This is a genomic window from Pseudomonas eucalypticola, assembly GCF_013374995.1.
GTDB classification, from domain to species: Bacteria; Pseudomonadota; Gammaproteobacteria; order Pseudomonadales; family Pseudomonadaceae; genus Aquipseudomonas; species Aquipseudomonas eucalypticola.
Genome location: NZ_CP056030.1, coordinates 1,048,944 through 1,062,498, shown reverse-complemented (window position 1 = coordinate 1,062,498; position 13,555 = coordinate 1,048,944). Strand labels below are relative to the sequence as shown.

The following is a 13,555-nucleotide window of genomic DNA, read 5'->3' as shown; positions in this document are numbered from 1 at the left end:
CCCGGGCCGCGTCGGTGGTGGATGCGGGCAGGTCTCACTCGGGCGCTTGCAATGCCTCCACCAGCGCCCGCATGAACCGCGCCGCTTCCCCGCCCGTCACCGCCCGGTGGTCGAACGTCAGCGACAGCGGCAGTATCGGGTGCACCACCACCTTCCCTTCCACCGCCACCGGTTCTTCACGGATGCCCCCTGCGCCAATGATCGCCACCTGAGGCGGTACCACCACGGGGTTGGCGTAGCGCCCGAACAAGGTACCGAAGTTGGACAAGGTAATCGTGGCGCCCATCATTTCCCGTGGCGGTATGGAGCGCGCCTTGACGTCGGCGCGCAGCCGGCTCATGCCCTCCCGGAGGTCTTCGGCGCTGCGGTTGCCGACGTCGCGCAATACCGGCACGAACAAGCCGTCCGGGGTGTCGACCGCGATGCCCAGGTCCAGGGTTTCGTGGGTGCGGATCGACAGGCTGCGGCCGTCGAACCAGCTGTTGAGCACCGGTTCTACCTTGCAGGCGGCGGCCATGGCTTTGCCCAAGCGGATCAAAGGGTCGCGGGCTTGGCCCCAGCGGTGCAGGTCGGCGTCGCCGAAAAGGGTAACCGGTACCACTTCGGCATGGGACTTGGCCATGTTCAACGCCATGCTGCGGCGCACACCGCGCAGCTTTTCGCCGCCGAAACGGTCCTGGGCGCTCTGGGCCGCAGCCTCGACGTCAGCGCGGGTGATCAGGCCGTCGCTGCCAGAACCGGACAACGCCGTCAGGTCCACACCCAGCTGACGCGCCAATTGGCGTACCGCCGGGGTGGCACGGGTGGCCAGGTGTTCGCGGGTGGAGGGGGCCGCACCGACGAAGAACTGATCGGCGCTGGCAGTGCCCCCACCTTCCAGGCGGCCCACCACGGTGCCCGCGTCGGCCTCGCCTTCATACCCGAGCAGGGGTTCGCCCACGTGCAGCAGGTCGCCTTCGCCGCCGAAGGTCTTGGCGACCACGCCGTCGTAGGGCGCCGGGATATCCACCAGGGCCTTGGCAGTTTCCACCGACACCAACAGCTGGTCGGCCTTGACCGTGTCGCCGGCCTTGACGTGCCATTGCACGATTTCAGCTTCTTGCAAGCCTTCGCCCAGGTCGGGCAATTTGAAATATTTCATCGCAGCCTCCTCAGGCGAATGTCAGCACGGTGTCGCAGGCGTGGAGAATGTCAGCCACCGCCGGAATGTAGAGCTGTTCGAGCTTGTACAGCGGGGGCGGGATGTCCGGGGCCGTGACCCGTTGAATGGGTGCCTGCAGATCCAGCAGTGCCCGCTCGTAGAGGCTGGCGGCGATTTCAGCGCCGACACCGCAGGAGCGCGGCGCTTCATGGACGATGACGCAGCGGCCAGTCTTGCGCACTGACGCTTCCAGGGTATCCAGGTCCAGCGGTTTCACGCACGCGACATCGATGACTTCCGCCGACACCCCGCGTTCGGCGAGGGCATCGGCCGCTTGCAGGGTTTCATGCACACTGGCGCCCCAACTGATCAGCGTCAGGTCGCTGCCTTCGCGCAGGGTGAAGCAGGTGTCCAGGGGCAAACGCTTGCCATCGTCCATGAGGGGTTGCGGGTTCATGCGGTACAGCCGCGTGGGCTCCAGGAACAGCACCGGATCCGGGTCATCGATGGCCGCCAGCAGCAAGCCATAGGCGCGGGCCGGGGATGAGGGAATGACCACCCGCAGGCCGGGAATGTGCGCGAACAACGCCTCGGTGCTCTCGCTGTGGTGTTCGGGCGCGCGGATGCCAGCGCCCATGGGCGTGCGCAACACCATGGGGCAACTCAACCGGCCACGGGTGCGGTTGCGCAGGCGGCTGGCGTGGGACACCAGATGCTCCATGGTGGCGTAGATGAAGCCCATGAACTGGATTTCGACGACAGGCTTGAGACCTTGGGCGGCCATGCCCACGACCAGCCCGCCCAGCATGGTTTCGGCCAGGGGCGAGTCGATCACGCGCTTGAAACCGAAGCTGTCGCGCAACCCCTGGGTGGCACGAAACACACCACCGTTGACGCCCACGTCCTCGCCCAGCACCACCACGTTGTCGTCTTCGGCCATGGCCCGGTGCATGGCCAGGTTTACCGCCTCCAGCAGGCTGACTTTTTCATTATTCATGGCCCTGCCCTCCCTCGCGGCGCGCCACCCGTTCGAGGAAGTCTTCACGCTGATCGGCCAGCACCGCCGGCCATTTGGCGTAGACATGATCCATCACCGACGCCGGCGCCTGGGTGCCCGCGGCCTCGAAGTTGTCCACCGACTGCTGCACCAGCGCCTGGCATTCGCCGATCAGTGCCTGCTCACGCCCCTCGTCCCATACGCCCTGCCCGGCCATGAACGACTGCAGGCGCTTGATCGGCTCTTCCTGCCAGGCCTGCTTGACCTCTTCGGCACTGCGGTAACGCGTGGCGTCGTCGGCGGTGGTGTGGTCGCCCAGGCGATAGCTCAGGCATTCCAGCAGCACGGGGCCCTTGCCCTGGCGGGCACGTTCGATGGCCACGCCCATGCGGTCGTAGACGGCGAGGATATCGTTGCCGTCCACTTGTTCACCGTGGAAGCCGGCCCCGATGGCCTTCTGCGCCAGGGTGGGGGCGCCGCACTGGATACGCCTCGGCACCGAGATGGCCCATTGGTTGTTGTTGATCACGAACACCACCGGCAGCTGCCAGGCACCGGCGACATTCAAGGCTTCGAGGAAATCGCCCTTGCTGGTGGCGCCATCACCGCAGGTGGTGACTGCCACCCGGTGTTCGCCGCGAATCTTGAAGGCGCTGGCCACGCCGCAGGCATGCAGGGCCTGGGTGGCGATGGGCACGCACAGAGGAAAGTCCTGGGCCACCGCGGGCTCGGCGTAATCGCTGCCCCGCTCGTCGCCGCCCCAGTACAGCAAAATCTCCTCCATGCGCACGCCACGCATCAATTGCACGGCGGTGTCGCGGTAGTAGGGGATCAGCACGTCCTGGGGCTGCATGAGGCTGCCGATGGCGACGCCTATGGCCTCCTGGCCCAGGGTGGGCGCATAGGTACCGATGCGGCCGGTGCGCTGCAGGGCCACGGCCTTCTGGTCGAAGAGCCGAGTCAGCACCATTTGCCGGTACAGGCGGGTAAGCAGGTTGAAGTCATCGGCCCATTCGGGCAACGGGCCAAGCAGGCGGCCATCGGGGGATAGATAACGGGTGAAGGCAAGCTCGATCTTGTTTGAGGTCATTGCACAACTCCTGAACACACCGGGTGGGTGTGGTTTCATTGACCTGCCGCTTGTGGCCGCAGGCTTTTTTCGGAGCTGGCGCCGGTCGGGCGCCGGCTCGCTGTCAAGCGTAAATCAGTTTCTCCGCCAGGGCCTCGGCCACCCGCGCGGGTGAGCGCTTTTCGGCCTGGGCATGGGCATAGACTTCGGTAAGGCGGGTGCCAATGCGCGCCAGGTGCGCGGTGATGGTGCCCACCGCTTCGCCCTGATGCTTGAGCGCCACGTAGATCAGCCCGCCGGAATTGATGACGTAGTCCGGGGCATAGAGAATGCCGCGCTTTTCCAGCTGGTCGGCCACTTGCAGGCTGGTCAGCTGGTTGTTGGCTGAACCGGCCACCGCGGCGCAGCGCAGTTGCGACACGCTCTGGCCATTGAGGATCGAACCCAGGCCACAGGGTGCGAAAATATCGCAGGGGGTGCTGGGCAAGGCGCTGGGTTCTATGGGGTGGGCGGCCAGTTGCTCCATGGCCAATTGCACCTTGCCCTGGTCCAGGTCGCTGACCAGCAGTTCCGCCCCGGCGGCATGCAGCTGCTCGGCCACGGCGTAGCCAACGTTGCCCAGCCCTTGCACGGCGATGCGCAGCCCTTCAAGGTTGTCAGTGCCCAGGCGGGCCATGGCGGTGGCGCGAATGCCGGCGAACACGCCCATGGCCGCGTGAGGAGCGGGGTCGCCGGCGGCAGTGGTGCTGGTGACATGGCGGGTCTGCTGGGCCACGCAGTCCATGTCGGTGGTCGAGGTGCCGCTGTCCACCGCCGTTATATACCGGCCATCCAGGCTTTCGATGAAACGACCAAAGGCTTCGAACAGCCCGGCGCGGTTTTCCACGTGAGGGCTGCGGATGATCACAGCCTTGCCACCGCCGAACGGCAACCCGGCCAGCGCCGCTTTGAAGCTCATGCCCTGGGCCAGACGAATGGCGTCGACCATGGCGCTTTCGTCGTCGGGGTAGGCCAGGTAACGGCACCCGCCCAGCGCCGGCCCGGCACGGCAGTCGTGAATGGCCACCACGGCGCGCAGGCCGGTCACCGGGTCGACAGCCAAGTGCAGGGCGTGGGTACGGGTGCTTTGCATGAGAGCGAACATCGACAGGCTCCCGATCTTGTTATTTCACCCAGTGTAGTCGATGGCCACGCAGGCAGACCTGCGCCGTCGACGCGGCTCCACTGGACGGATCGGCGCGCCGGGGCTACAAGAGAAGCTATGAAGCCCACCTTCGATGCCGCACGCCAGGCTTGCCTGGGGTGCCTTGAGCAAAGCCCGCCCGCGACTTTCGAGGCCGCGTTGTGGGTGGCTGCCGAACATGAAAGCGGCTTCCAACCACAACAGTGCGACGAAACCCTGCGTGAATTGCAACTGCAGATCAGCGTCGGCCTGCCCATGCTGCCGGTCAATGAACTGGCGCAACCGCTGCTGCGGCGCATCGCGTCGCTGGGCTACCAGGCCGATGACTTCCACCCCCTGCGCCCCCAGGCCGCATTAATGAACAAGGTGCTGGAACGCAAGCGTGGGCAACCCTTGGCATTGGCGTTGCTGGCCCTGGAGATGGCCCGGCGCCTGGCCATTCCTTTGGTGGGGGTGAATTTCCCCGGCCATTTCCTGCTGCGCGTTCCCGGTGCCGATCACCAACTGGACCCGTGCGGCGGCAGGCGCCTGTACCCCGCCGACTGCCGCGAGCTGCTGGGCCGCCAGTTCGGCCCGCAAGTGCCGCTGCTGGCCGAGCACATGGCGCAGGCCAGCCCGCGGGAAATGCTGCAACGCCTTTCGCGCAACCTGCGCCAGCTGCACAGCAGCCATGAGGATGACGTAGCGGCGCTCAAGGACGCCGAGCGAGTGTTGCAGCTGGCGCCGCCCAGCGCAGCCGACTATGTGGCGCGCGCCAGCATCTACCAGCGGCTGGAATGCCCGCGCGGCGAGCGCTTCGACCTGGAGCATGCGTTGCTGCTCAGTGAAGACCCCATCCAGCGCCTGCGCTTGACCACCCGCCTGCAGGAACTGCCGCTGCCGCCGTCATCGCTGCATTGACCTCAGGGGGTATCCACCTGGCAGGAAGGGTGCGCCTGGACGAACGCCGGGTGCACCGCTGCCAGGCCAACCACCCGCTGTATGCGCGGCCAGGCCGCCAACGACACATTGAAGCGCTGGGCCGCGTAGGCCTGGGGTATCAGGTACACGTCGGCCAGCCCCGGCTCGGGTCCGAAACAGAAGCCCTGGTCCCCTATCAAGCGCTCCACGGCCGCCAGCCCCTCGGTGATCCACGCGCTTATCCAGGCCTGCACTTGCGGCTCATCATGGCCCAGGCTACGCAACTGGTTGAGCACGCTGACATTGTGCAGGGGGTGAATATCACAGCCGATCAAGGCCGCGACCCCGCGCACCTGCGCCCGTGCCAGGGGTTCAGCCGGCAGCAAGGGCACCTGTTGGTAGCGTTCTTCCAGGTACTCCAGAATGGCACCTGACTGGATCAGCACAGGTCCGCCATCGACCCGCAGCGCGGGCACCCGGCCCTGCGGGTCGATGGCCCGGTAGGCAGGCTGGCGCTGCTCACCGGCCAGCAGGTTGACCGGCACCGCCTCGTACGCCAGCCCCTTCAGCGCCAGGGCGATGCGTACCCGGTAGGACGATGTGGAGCGGTAATAGGTGTACAGCTGCATGGTCCGGCCCTCAGGATGCGGCGACTATCCGCCCACGGCACTCGCCAAAACCGATGGACACCTGGCCGGGGGCCACGCACCGGGCACGCAGGATCACCTCGTCGCCATCTTCAAGGAAACGCCGGCTTTCACCCGAGGCCAACAGCAACGGTTGCTTGCCACCCTCGGTGATCTCCAGCAGGCTGCCGAACTGGCCAGGCGCAGCGCCTGACAACGTACCGGAGCCAAACAGGTCACCCGGTTGCAACTGGCAGCCGTTGACGCTGTGGTGGGCGACGAGCTGGGCCACGGTCCAGTACATGCTGCGCGTGTTGCTGAGACTGATGCGCTCGGCCGCCAGGCCCTGCTCGCGCATGTGCGCGGTTTGCAGCAGCACTTCCAACTGAATATCCAGTGCGCCTTCGGCCTGGTCGGCAGCGTTCCACAGGTACGGCAACGGCTGCGGGTCGCCTTCGGGGCGCGGGGCCTGGGCGCAGCGGAAGGGCTCCAGCGCTTCGGCCGTGACCACCCAGGGAGACAGGCTGGTGATGAAGCTTTTCGACAGAAACGGCCCTAGCGGCTGGTACTCCCAGGCCTGTATGTCGCGTGCCGACCAATCGTTGAGCAGGCAGTAACCGGCCACGTGCTCTTCGGCCCGGTCGAGAGGAATGGATTCGCCCATGGCATTGCCGCGGCCGATCCAGATGCCCAGTTCCAGCTCGAAGTCCAACCGTGCGCAAGGGCCGAAACCCGGGCCACCGCCCTGCTCCTTGGGTGGCGTTTGGCCCTTCGGCCGCCGCACCGGTGTGCCAGAGGGGCGCACGGTGGATGCGCGGCCGTGGTAGCCGATGGGCACGTACTTGTAATTGGGCAGCAAGGGGTTGTCGGGGCGGAACAGTTTGCCGACGTTTTTCGCATGCTCGATGCCTACGTAGAAATCGGTGTAGTCGCCGATGCTTGCCGGCAGTGCCATTTCACACTCGCTGGCCAGGTGCAGGCAGTCCCGCACCACCGCACGGCTGTCATTGCCCTCGCTGAGCAGCACGGACAACCGTTCGCGCAGGGCCAGGCGCGGCTGGCGGCCGAGGGCGAAGAACCCGTTGAGGCGCCCGCCTTCGCAGGCCAGTGCCGCGGTGGCAGCGTCGCCTTGCAGCAGCCCGGTGGCGAGCAGCGCCTCCAGGTCCAGTATCGAATCGCCAATGGCCACCCCGGCGCGGGGCCGCCCACCCGGTGGGCTGAAGATACCCAGGGGCAGGTTCTGCAAGGGGAAATCGGCATGGCCGTTGGCGCTGGCGACCCAGCTGTGCTGCTCGTTCATGGTGTTCTCCGGTTCGGGTCGAAGGTACTGGGCAAGGATGCCCAGCACGCGTCATAGCCAGGTTGCAGTTGCGCGCATTCAAGGGCATGGCGGCTGGGGCGCAGCACCTGGCTGGTCTCGAACATGAATGCCATGGTCTGCTCGATCCGGCTGGGCGTCAGTGTGGCCGCCACCGCCTTGGCACAGGTCTCGGCGTCAGGCCCATGTGCGCTCATGCAACTGTGCAGCGACGCGCCGCCCGGCACGAAGCCTTCAGCCTTGGCGTCGTACGCCCCCTGGATCAGGCCCATGTATTCGTTCATCAGGTTGCGGTGGAACCAGGGCGGGCGAAAGGTGTTGTCCGCCACCATCCAGCGCGGCGGGAAAATCACGAAATCCATGTTGGCCATGCCGGGCACGGTGCCGGGCGAGGTCAGGACGGTAAAGATGGAGGGGTCGGGGTGGTCATAGCTCACCGTGCCCAGGGTATTGAACAGCCGCAGGTCGTATTTGTACGGCACGTTGTTGCCATGCCAGGCCACCACATCCAGCGGCGAGTGGTCGAGTTCACAGCCCCATAGGCGGCCAAGGAACTTCTGCACGAGAACTGTGCTCGCGCTGCTGTCCTGGAACTGTGCCACCGGCGCCAGGAAGTCCCGTGGGTTGGCCAGACCGTTGCTGCCGATGGGCCCCAGGTCGGGCAAGCGCAGTGCCATGCCGTGGTTTTCTGCCAGGTAACCACGGGCCTGACCATCGGGCAGATGCACGCGGAATTTCAACCCGCGGGGGATGACGGCGATTTCCAGCGGCTGGATGTCCAGTACGCCCAGCTCGGTGAGCACACGCAAGCGGCCCAGTTCCGGCACCAGCAGCAGTTCGCCATCGGCGTTGTAGAACACGCGGTCCATGTCGCGGTTGGCGGCGTAGTGGTAAAGGCTGCAGCCGGCGGGTTGATCGGGCGCGGCGTTGGCGGCCATGGCCACCCAGCCGTCGACGAAATCAGTAGGGCTGGCAGGTAACGGCAGCGGGTCCCAGCGCAGGCGATTGGGCGTGGGTTCACCCAGGGGCCCGCCTTGCAGTTGGCGCGCCAGGGGTTCGAAACGCGGGTGCAGGGCCGAGGGACGGATGCGGTACAGCCAGGTGCGCCGAGCCTCGTGCCGCGGCACGGTGAATGCAGTGCCGGAGAATTGTTCGGCATACAGGCCATAGGGGGCCTTCTGCGGTGAATTCTGCCCTGTCGGCAGCGCGCCGGGCAGGGCCTCGCTGCTGAACTGGTTACCAAAGCCGCTGTGGTAGCGGGGCGCGACGGTGCCAGGATCAACGTCCATGAAACCTCCGGGTTGGGCAGCACACGGCGCGAAGCGAGGCTGCTATTATTTTTATCGTAATCCAATTACGAATAACGTAATTTGATTGCCCCAGGCCGTCAAGTTATAAAGGCGCCCACCTGTTTCCGAGATACTGCCACCATGCCAGCCCCCACCCCGCCCGCCGAAGGACCCAATAAGCAGAAAGTCCGCTCGGCGGAGGTCGGCACGGACATTCTCAAGGCGCTGGCCGAGCTCTCGCCGTCCACGTCGCTGTCACGCCTGGCCGAGCACGTGCAAATGCCTGCCAGCAAGGTGCACCGCTACCTGCAAGCACTGATCGCCAGCGGCTTCGCCGAGCAGAACCCGGCCACCAACCACTATGGCTTGGGCCGGGAGGCCTTGCGGGTGGGGCTGGCCGCGCTGGGCAGCATGGACGTGCTGAAGCTGGCGGCGATGCCCCTCTCGGACTTGCGCGACGCGCTCAACGAAACCTGTTTTCTGGCAGTGTGGGGTAACCGCGGGCCCACCGTGGTGCAGGTGGAGTCGGCGGTGCGCGCGGTGACCGTGGTCACCCAGGTGGGCTCGGTATTGCCGCTGCTGACGTCCTCCACGGGGCTGGTGTTCACGGCCTACCTGCCCGAGCGGGAAACGGCCGACCTGGTGGCTGCGGAACGCTTGCAGGAGGGTGTGGAAGACCCTGCGGCGTTGTTGCAGGAGATTCGCGCGCGCGGCCTGCACCACGTGCATGGCTTGCTGCTGCCGGGGGTGGATGCCTTGTCGGCGCCGGTGTTCGACGCCACTGGGCGCCTCGCTGCCGTGTTGACCGTGGTAGGCCCTACCTCGATGTTCCATGCCGATGCCCACGGCCCTGCTGCGGAGCGCCTGCTGGCGGCCAGCCGAACCGTGAGCTGGCGCATGGGTCATGAATCCTGAAGCGCTGCTTCAGAAATTCAGGCCGAGGGTCATGGCCAGATAATCGCGGTCTTTGAGCACGTTGTACTGCCCACCGAAGAAATCCGTATAGGCCAGGCTGGCGGTGTAGGTTTTCTGGTAGTCGGCCGCCACGCCCAGGGTCACGGCCTTGGCGCCCTGCACGAACAGGCCGTTGGGGCCGTAGCCCTCGACGTCATGGGACCAGGCGAGGCTGGGCTTGAGTGACACCCCCTGGAACACGTTCGCGTAGTCCAACTCGGCCCGCAGCCGGTAGCCCCAGGCGTTGGGGGTGACGAAACCATTGTCACCGGCCGTGCCATAGACCGCGTCGCGGCCCAGGCGGTCGCTGCCGGACAGGTCACCCACGTGTACCCACGCGGCCTCCCCCGCCACGGTCAAGCGCTCGGCTCCCATGACCTGGTCGAATACCTGCTCCAGGCTGCTCTGCACTTGGGTGGTGGGTTTGCGCTCATAGCCGCTGTTGACCTGCCCGGCCACAGGGTCAAGCAACGCCGCGCTCAGGTCGGCCAGGTTGCGCTGCACAGGGGCATCGGGCCGGTAACTGAACTCGCCACGCCACGTAGCACCCGCGGCCAGGGTCGTGGAAAAACTGGCGCCGTATAGCTGGATATTGTCGGGATATTGCAGGTTGTAGCTGCTGCCACCCAACTGGGTCGCCTGGGCCACGGCGCTATCGCTGATGGCCGACAGGCTGGCCAGCGTGGCCGCGCTGGCGTTGCGGGTCTGCAGGAACGCCTGGCGGCTGTGGTAGTTCATGAAGTACAGGCCGTAATCCACGTCGCTGGCCAGCCAGTGCAACGCTGTGCCCCATTGCCCACCATCGCGGGCGCGCTGGTCGTGCCCACGGGGTACCACCACGCCCTCGGAGGTGACCACGTAGCCGGGGCCGGTCTGTGGTGCCAGCGGCGAGGCCAGGGTAAAGCCACGGCTGCAACCCCGGGCAGTGATGTCATCGGCGAAATAAGTGCCGCAGTTTTCCGCCTCGGAGGCGTCCCACTGCAGTTGGTAGAAAGCGTCGAGCGTCAGGGTATCCGTCAGCCCCTGGGACACATACAGCAGGTTGGTGGGCAGCAGGCTGTCACTGACCTTCTGCGCGGGCGCGTGCACAGTGGCGAGGTCCACGGGGTTGATACTGTTGATACCGTTGCCGATGAACAGGCTTTCGCCCCAGTTCACCACCTGGCGCCCCGCCCTGACGGTAGCGGGCTGCCCGCCCAGGCTGTAATGGTGGTAAACATAGGCATCGAGCCACTGGCCGCCTGCGGCACGCGCGCCCTCCTCGCGCCCATGGTCGCTGATGGATTTGAAATCCTGGGCGCCGTCCTGCTCGGCGAAGTCGTACCAATACCGCCCACGCACGTAAACGCCGCTGTCCCCGTACTTGAGCGTCAACGCGTGCTCGCCTTGCAGGCGTTTGGAGAACGCCTGGCCGCGGTCGAAGTTCAAGCGCCCATCGTCACCCAGGCTGGCGTGGCCGCTACCGCCATTCGCCGCGCCCACCAGAGCATGATCACGGTTGGCCAGGCCCCAGTCGGTGGTGAAGGTGAGCCGGGTGTCGAATGCACCTTCCACGTCGCCGACATTGAACGGCAACGCCTGGGCGGCTGGCGTGAAGAAGACGGCGGCAGCCACGAAACATACGGGGCGAATAGCAATGCGTGGCGATCGTTTGGGCGACATGTCAGGACTATTGCAGTGACGGTAATAGTCATTGTCGCAAACTGCTATTTTTCAATCTACAACTAACGCTTAATATTTGTGCAGTCGCCCAGGGAACTAACCTGAACCCCAAAGGTTAATGTTGAGTTAATTTTCACTGTGTACTGTCCGTTGCATATCCCCGGCCTGCCTGGCCTGGCGACACCCTGTTCACCGACGTTGATTTGAAGCTCCTTGATCTAACGTCTTACTTGGCCGCTGTGTTACAGCGGCCTTTTTTATGCCCACAGGATAGTGCCATCGGGCGACGCACGCGCTTTTCTTAATATTTCTTCAGGTTCACCATCATTTGTTCCAGGGCTTCCACGTTATCGCGTGGGTGTACCGCATCCTCGAAGTTGCCGATATTCGCCCACTCTTTGGCAATGGCGTCGACACTCATGCCCTGATGCGGATCAAAGCCCACGCCCAGACTGCGTTCCCAGCGGACTTTGCCCACCCACCCGCCGCCCACTTCATAAAGGTCGCCGGTGTCCTGGCACTGTTCGCTGCCCAGGTACACCACCACGGGGCTGACCAGTTCGGGCTTGAGCAGGGCGAATACCTCCGGGGACATCAACCCCTCGGTCATCCGTGTGCCGCCAGTAGGGGCGATGGCGTTGACCAGGATGTTATGGCGGCGCCCTTCCAGGGCCAGGGTGCGGGTGAGGCCGTAAAGGCCCAATTTGGCCATGGCGTAGTTGGACTGGCCGAAGTTGCCGTAGATGCCGGACGTGGATGACGTGAAGATCACCCGGCCAAAGTTCTGCTCACGCAGGTGCGGCCAGGCCGCATGAGTAAGCTTGTAGGCGCCCTGCACGTGCACCTGGTAGACCTGATCCCAGTCAGCGTCGTCCATCTTGTGGAACGTCTTGTCACGCAGAATGCCGGCGTTATTGACCAGCACGTCGACGCGGCCGAAGGTATCCAGCGCCTGTTCGACGATTCTGTCGCCCGCGGTGACCGAGTCATGGCTGGCCACCGCCGTGCCGCCGGCCTCGCGAATCTGCGCCACCACCAGGTTGGCCGCCGAAGCGTTGGCGCCCTGGCCGTTGGCGGTGCCACCCAGGTCGTTGACGACCACCCGTGCACCGTGGCGGGCGAACAACAGCGCATGAGCGCGGCCAAGGCCACCACCGGCGCCCGTGACAATCACTACTTTATCTTCGAAACGGATGGCATCGCTCATGCTGCAACTCCCGGCCGGATTAGGTCATGGGGGCAGTTTCCGGTACGTGCGTGCCTGGAACAACGATGTGGCGGCCTGATGAATGGGCGGTGATAAGGCCTCGGGATGATGGCCCGGCATTGCCCCTACCCGGTGTGGCAGATGCCGGCTGGGCGCAGGCCGGCGCGGAACGCCAGGTAATGGCGCAGCACCTGAACCGGCGCTTCGGTATGCGGGTAGTGGCCGATGTCGGGCAGCAAGATGGTGTCGGCCCTGTAGATCAGTTCGCGGTAGCGCACCAGCATGGCTTTGCCGCACACCGGGTCCCACCCACCGTTGATGAACCGCATGGGCACACCGGCATGTTGCATGGCAGTCACCCAGCGGTCACGCCGAAGGCGCCGCTCGATCAGGTAACACGCCAGGCGGTGCAGCACACGCGTACCCTGGTTGCTCTGGATCAGGCTCCAGCAATCATCCAGCGCGCTTTCGCTGGGCCGGGTAGCAGGGCCGTAAATGCGCGTCACGCTGTTGACCAGGGTATCGCGGCTGAAGGCGCGGGCGGCCAGCCACCCCAGGGGGCTGATCAACAGCTTCTGGATCAGCACAGCATGGTGCGCCTCGGGAAACAGGCCGCCATTGAGAAACACACAGCTGGCAATACTCGCCAGGCCATCGCGATGGCGCGCCAACAACTCCTGGGCCACGCTGTCGCCATAGTCATGGGCCAGGACGTGCACGGGGGTGTCGACGCGCACATGCGCCAGCAACGCCTGCTGCAGGTCGGCCTGTTCCAGCAGGCTGTAGCGGTGCTCCTGCGGTTTGCTGGAATCGCCGAAGCCGAGCATGTCGCAGGCAATCAACCGATAATGCCGTGCCAGGGGTTGCCACAGGTAATGCCAGTCCCAGCTGGCGGTAGGAAAACCGTGCAGCAACAACAATGGCTCGCCCTGCCCCGCGACCCAGTAGCGAATGGCGTGCCCCTTGAAATCGAAGGTCTGCCCGCGGCTGCGCCACACGCTCAGGGGTATTTCGCTCAAGGGGTTCACGGGCCTGGGGCCCAGCCCCAGGCCCGCGGCTTGCGCCACGCAGTCGGCACGCTGGGTGCGGGCACGGCCACCGGTGGTGGACGGAACAGGGGCTATGGTCACGGCAATTCCCTCGGCACTGTCTCGTGCTCTCTGGGCAGCAGTCTACTCAGCCGCTCGCCTGGGAGTAATTGCATTGGCA

The 13,555-nt window shown here is 65.4% G+C and carries 12 protein-coding genes; 2 read left to right on the top strand and 10 right to left on the bottom strand.

The window, feature by feature from the left end; all coding sequences use genetic code 11:
* Positions 1 to 34: 34 nt before the first annotated feature.
* The 4 genes from HWQ56_RS04895 to HWQ56_RS04880 form a co-directional block, all read right to left on the bottom strand.
* The gene (locus HWQ56_RS04895; RefSeq protein ID WP_176569927.1) at positions 35 to 1,141 is read right to left on the bottom strand and encodes a dihydrolipoamide acetyltransferase family protein; all 1,107 of its coding nucleotides are present in this window, start codon (positions 1,139 to 1,141) and stop codon (positions 35 to 37) included.
* A 10-nt stretch (positions 1,142 to 1,151) separates the two neighbouring features.
* Positions 1,152 to 2,138 carry an alpha-ketoacid dehydrogenase subunit beta gene (locus HWQ56_RS04890; RefSeq protein WP_176569926.1) on the bottom strand — a complete coding sequence of 329 codons (987 nt, stop codon included), beginning with the start codon at positions 2,136 to 2,138 and terminating at the stop codon, positions 1,152 to 1,154.
* Positions 2,131 to 3,228 (bottom strand): pyruvate dehydrogenase (acetyl-transferring) E1 component subunit alpha, encoded by a 1,098-nt coding sequence (gene pdhA, locus HWQ56_RS04885; protein ID WP_176569925.1) that lies wholly within the window; start codon positions 3,226 to 3,228, stop codon positions 2,131 to 2,133. The genes HWQ56_RS04890 and pdhA overlap by 8 nt, the downstream gene beginning before the upstream one ends.
* Before the next feature lie 103 nt (positions 3,229 to 3,331).
* Positions 3,332 to 4,351: a Leu/Phe/Val dehydrogenase gene (locus HWQ56_RS04880; RefSeq protein WP_158154556.1), complete on the bottom strand. Its 1,020-nt coding sequence runs from the start codon at positions 4,349 to 4,351 to the stop codon at positions 3,332 to 3,334.
* A gap of 117 nt (positions 4,352 to 4,468) precedes the next feature.
* Between HWQ56_RS04880 and HWQ56_RS04875 the strand changes: the two genes are divergently transcribed.
* A complete protein-coding gene (locus tag HWQ56_RS04875) occupies positions 4,469 to 5,290 on the top strand; it encodes a SirB1 family protein (RefSeq protein WP_176569924.1) in 822 nt (273 codons plus the stop codon).
* Positions 5,291 to 5,292: 2 nt separating this feature from the next.
* Here HWQ56_RS04875 and maiA read toward each other — a convergent pair whose 3' ends face one another.
* Genes maiA through hmgA form a run of 3 tightly spaced genes read right to left on the bottom strand, consistent with a single transcriptional unit; the run spans position 5,293 to position 8,523 of the window.
* Positions 5,293 to 5,919 (bottom strand): maleylacetoacetate isomerase, encoded by a 627-nt coding sequence (gene maiA / locus HWQ56_RS04870; protein WP_176569923.1) that lies wholly within the window; start codon positions 5,917 to 5,919, stop codon positions 5,293 to 5,295.
* A gap of 10 nt (positions 5,920 to 5,929) precedes the next feature.
* On the bottom strand, positions 5,930 to 7,216 hold the full coding sequence (gene fahA, locus HWQ56_RS04865; protein ID WP_176569922.1) for a fumarylacetoacetase: 1,287 nt from the start codon (positions 7,214 to 7,216) through the stop codon (positions 5,930 to 5,932).
* Positions 7,213 to 8,523: a homogentisate 1,2-dioxygenase gene (hmgA, locus tag HWQ56_RS04860; RefSeq protein WP_176569921.1), complete on the bottom strand. Its 1,311-nt coding sequence runs from the start codon at positions 8,521 to 8,523 to the stop codon at positions 7,213 to 7,215. Before hmgA ends, fahA begins: the two co-directional genes overlap by 4 nt.
* Positions 8,524 to 8,664: 141 nt before the next feature.
* On the opposite strand from hmgA, the gene HWQ56_RS04855 reads away from it, so the two are divergent.
* On the top strand, positions 8,665 to 9,438 hold the full coding sequence (locus HWQ56_RS04855) for an IclR family transcriptional regulator (RefSeq protein ID WP_158154551.1): 774 nt from the start codon (positions 8,665 to 8,667) through the stop codon (positions 9,436 to 9,438).
* A gap of 9 nt (positions 9,439 to 9,447) precedes the next feature.
* Here HWQ56_RS04855 and HWQ56_RS04850 read toward each other — a convergent pair whose 3' ends face one another.
* The 3 genes from HWQ56_RS04850 to HWQ56_RS04840 form a co-directional block, all read right to left on the bottom strand.
* A complete protein-coding gene (locus tag HWQ56_RS04850) occupies positions 9,448 to 11,139 on the bottom strand; it encodes a DUF1302 domain-containing protein (protein ID WP_158154550.1) in 1,692 nt (563 codons plus the stop codon).
* 301 nt (positions 11,140 to 11,440) lie between these two features.
* Positions 11,441 to 12,346 carry an SDR family oxidoreductase gene (locus HWQ56_RS04845; protein ID WP_176569920.1) on the bottom strand — a complete coding sequence of 302 codons (906 nt, stop codon included), beginning with the start codon at positions 12,344 to 12,346 and terminating at the stop codon, positions 11,441 to 11,443.
* A 125-nt stretch (positions 12,347 to 12,471) separates the two neighbouring features.
* Positions 12,472 to 13,374, bottom strand: a complete 903-nt coding sequence (locus tag HWQ56_RS04840) for an alpha/beta fold hydrolase (RefSeq protein ID WP_176572337.1) — start codon at positions 13,372 to 13,374, stop codon at positions 12,472 to 12,474.
* Positions 13,375 to 13,555 lie beyond the last annotated feature (181 nt).

Coding starts and splice junctions, on each gene's coding strand:
- HWQ56_RS04875 (WP_176569924.1), top strand. CDS start 4,469: ATGAAGCCCACCTTCGATGCCGCACGCCAGGCTTGCCTGGGGTGCCTT.
- HWQ56_RS04855 (WP_158154551.1), top strand. CDS start 8,665: ATGCCAGCCCCCACCCCGCCCGCCGAAGGACCCAATAAGCAGAAAGTC.
- HWQ56_RS04880 (WP_158154556.1), bottom strand. CDS start 4,351: ATGTTCGCTCTCATGCAAAGCACCCGTACCCACGCCCTGCACTTGGCT.
- fahA (WP_176569922.1), bottom strand. CDS start 7,216: ATGAACGAGCAGCACAGCTGGGTCGCCAGCGCCAACGGCCATGCCGAT.
- HWQ56_RS04890 (WP_176569926.1), bottom strand. CDS start 2,138: ATGAATAATGAAAAAGTCAGCCTGCTGGAGGCGGTAAACCTGGCCATG.
- pdhA (WP_176569925.1), bottom strand. CDS start 3,228: ATGACCTCAAACAAGATCGAGCTTGCCTTCACCCGTTATCTATCCCCC.
- HWQ56_RS04895 (WP_176569927.1), bottom strand. CDS start 1,141: ATGAAATATTTCAAATTGCCCGACCTGGGCGAAGGCTTGCAAGAAGCT.
- HWQ56_RS04845 (WP_176569920.1), bottom strand. CDS start 12,346: ATGAGCGATGCCATCCGTTTCGAAGATAAAGTAGTGATTGTCACGGGC.
- HWQ56_RS04850 (WP_158154550.1), bottom strand. CDS start 11,139: ATGTCGCCCAAACGATCGCCACGCATTGCTATTCGCCCCGTATGTTTC.
- hmgA (WP_176569921.1), bottom strand. CDS start 8,523: ATGGACGTTGATCCTGGCACCGTCGCGCCCCGCTACCACAGCGGCTTT.
- maiA (WP_176569923.1), bottom strand. CDS start 5,919: ATGCAGCTGTACACCTATTACCGCTCCACATCGTCCTACCGGGTACGC.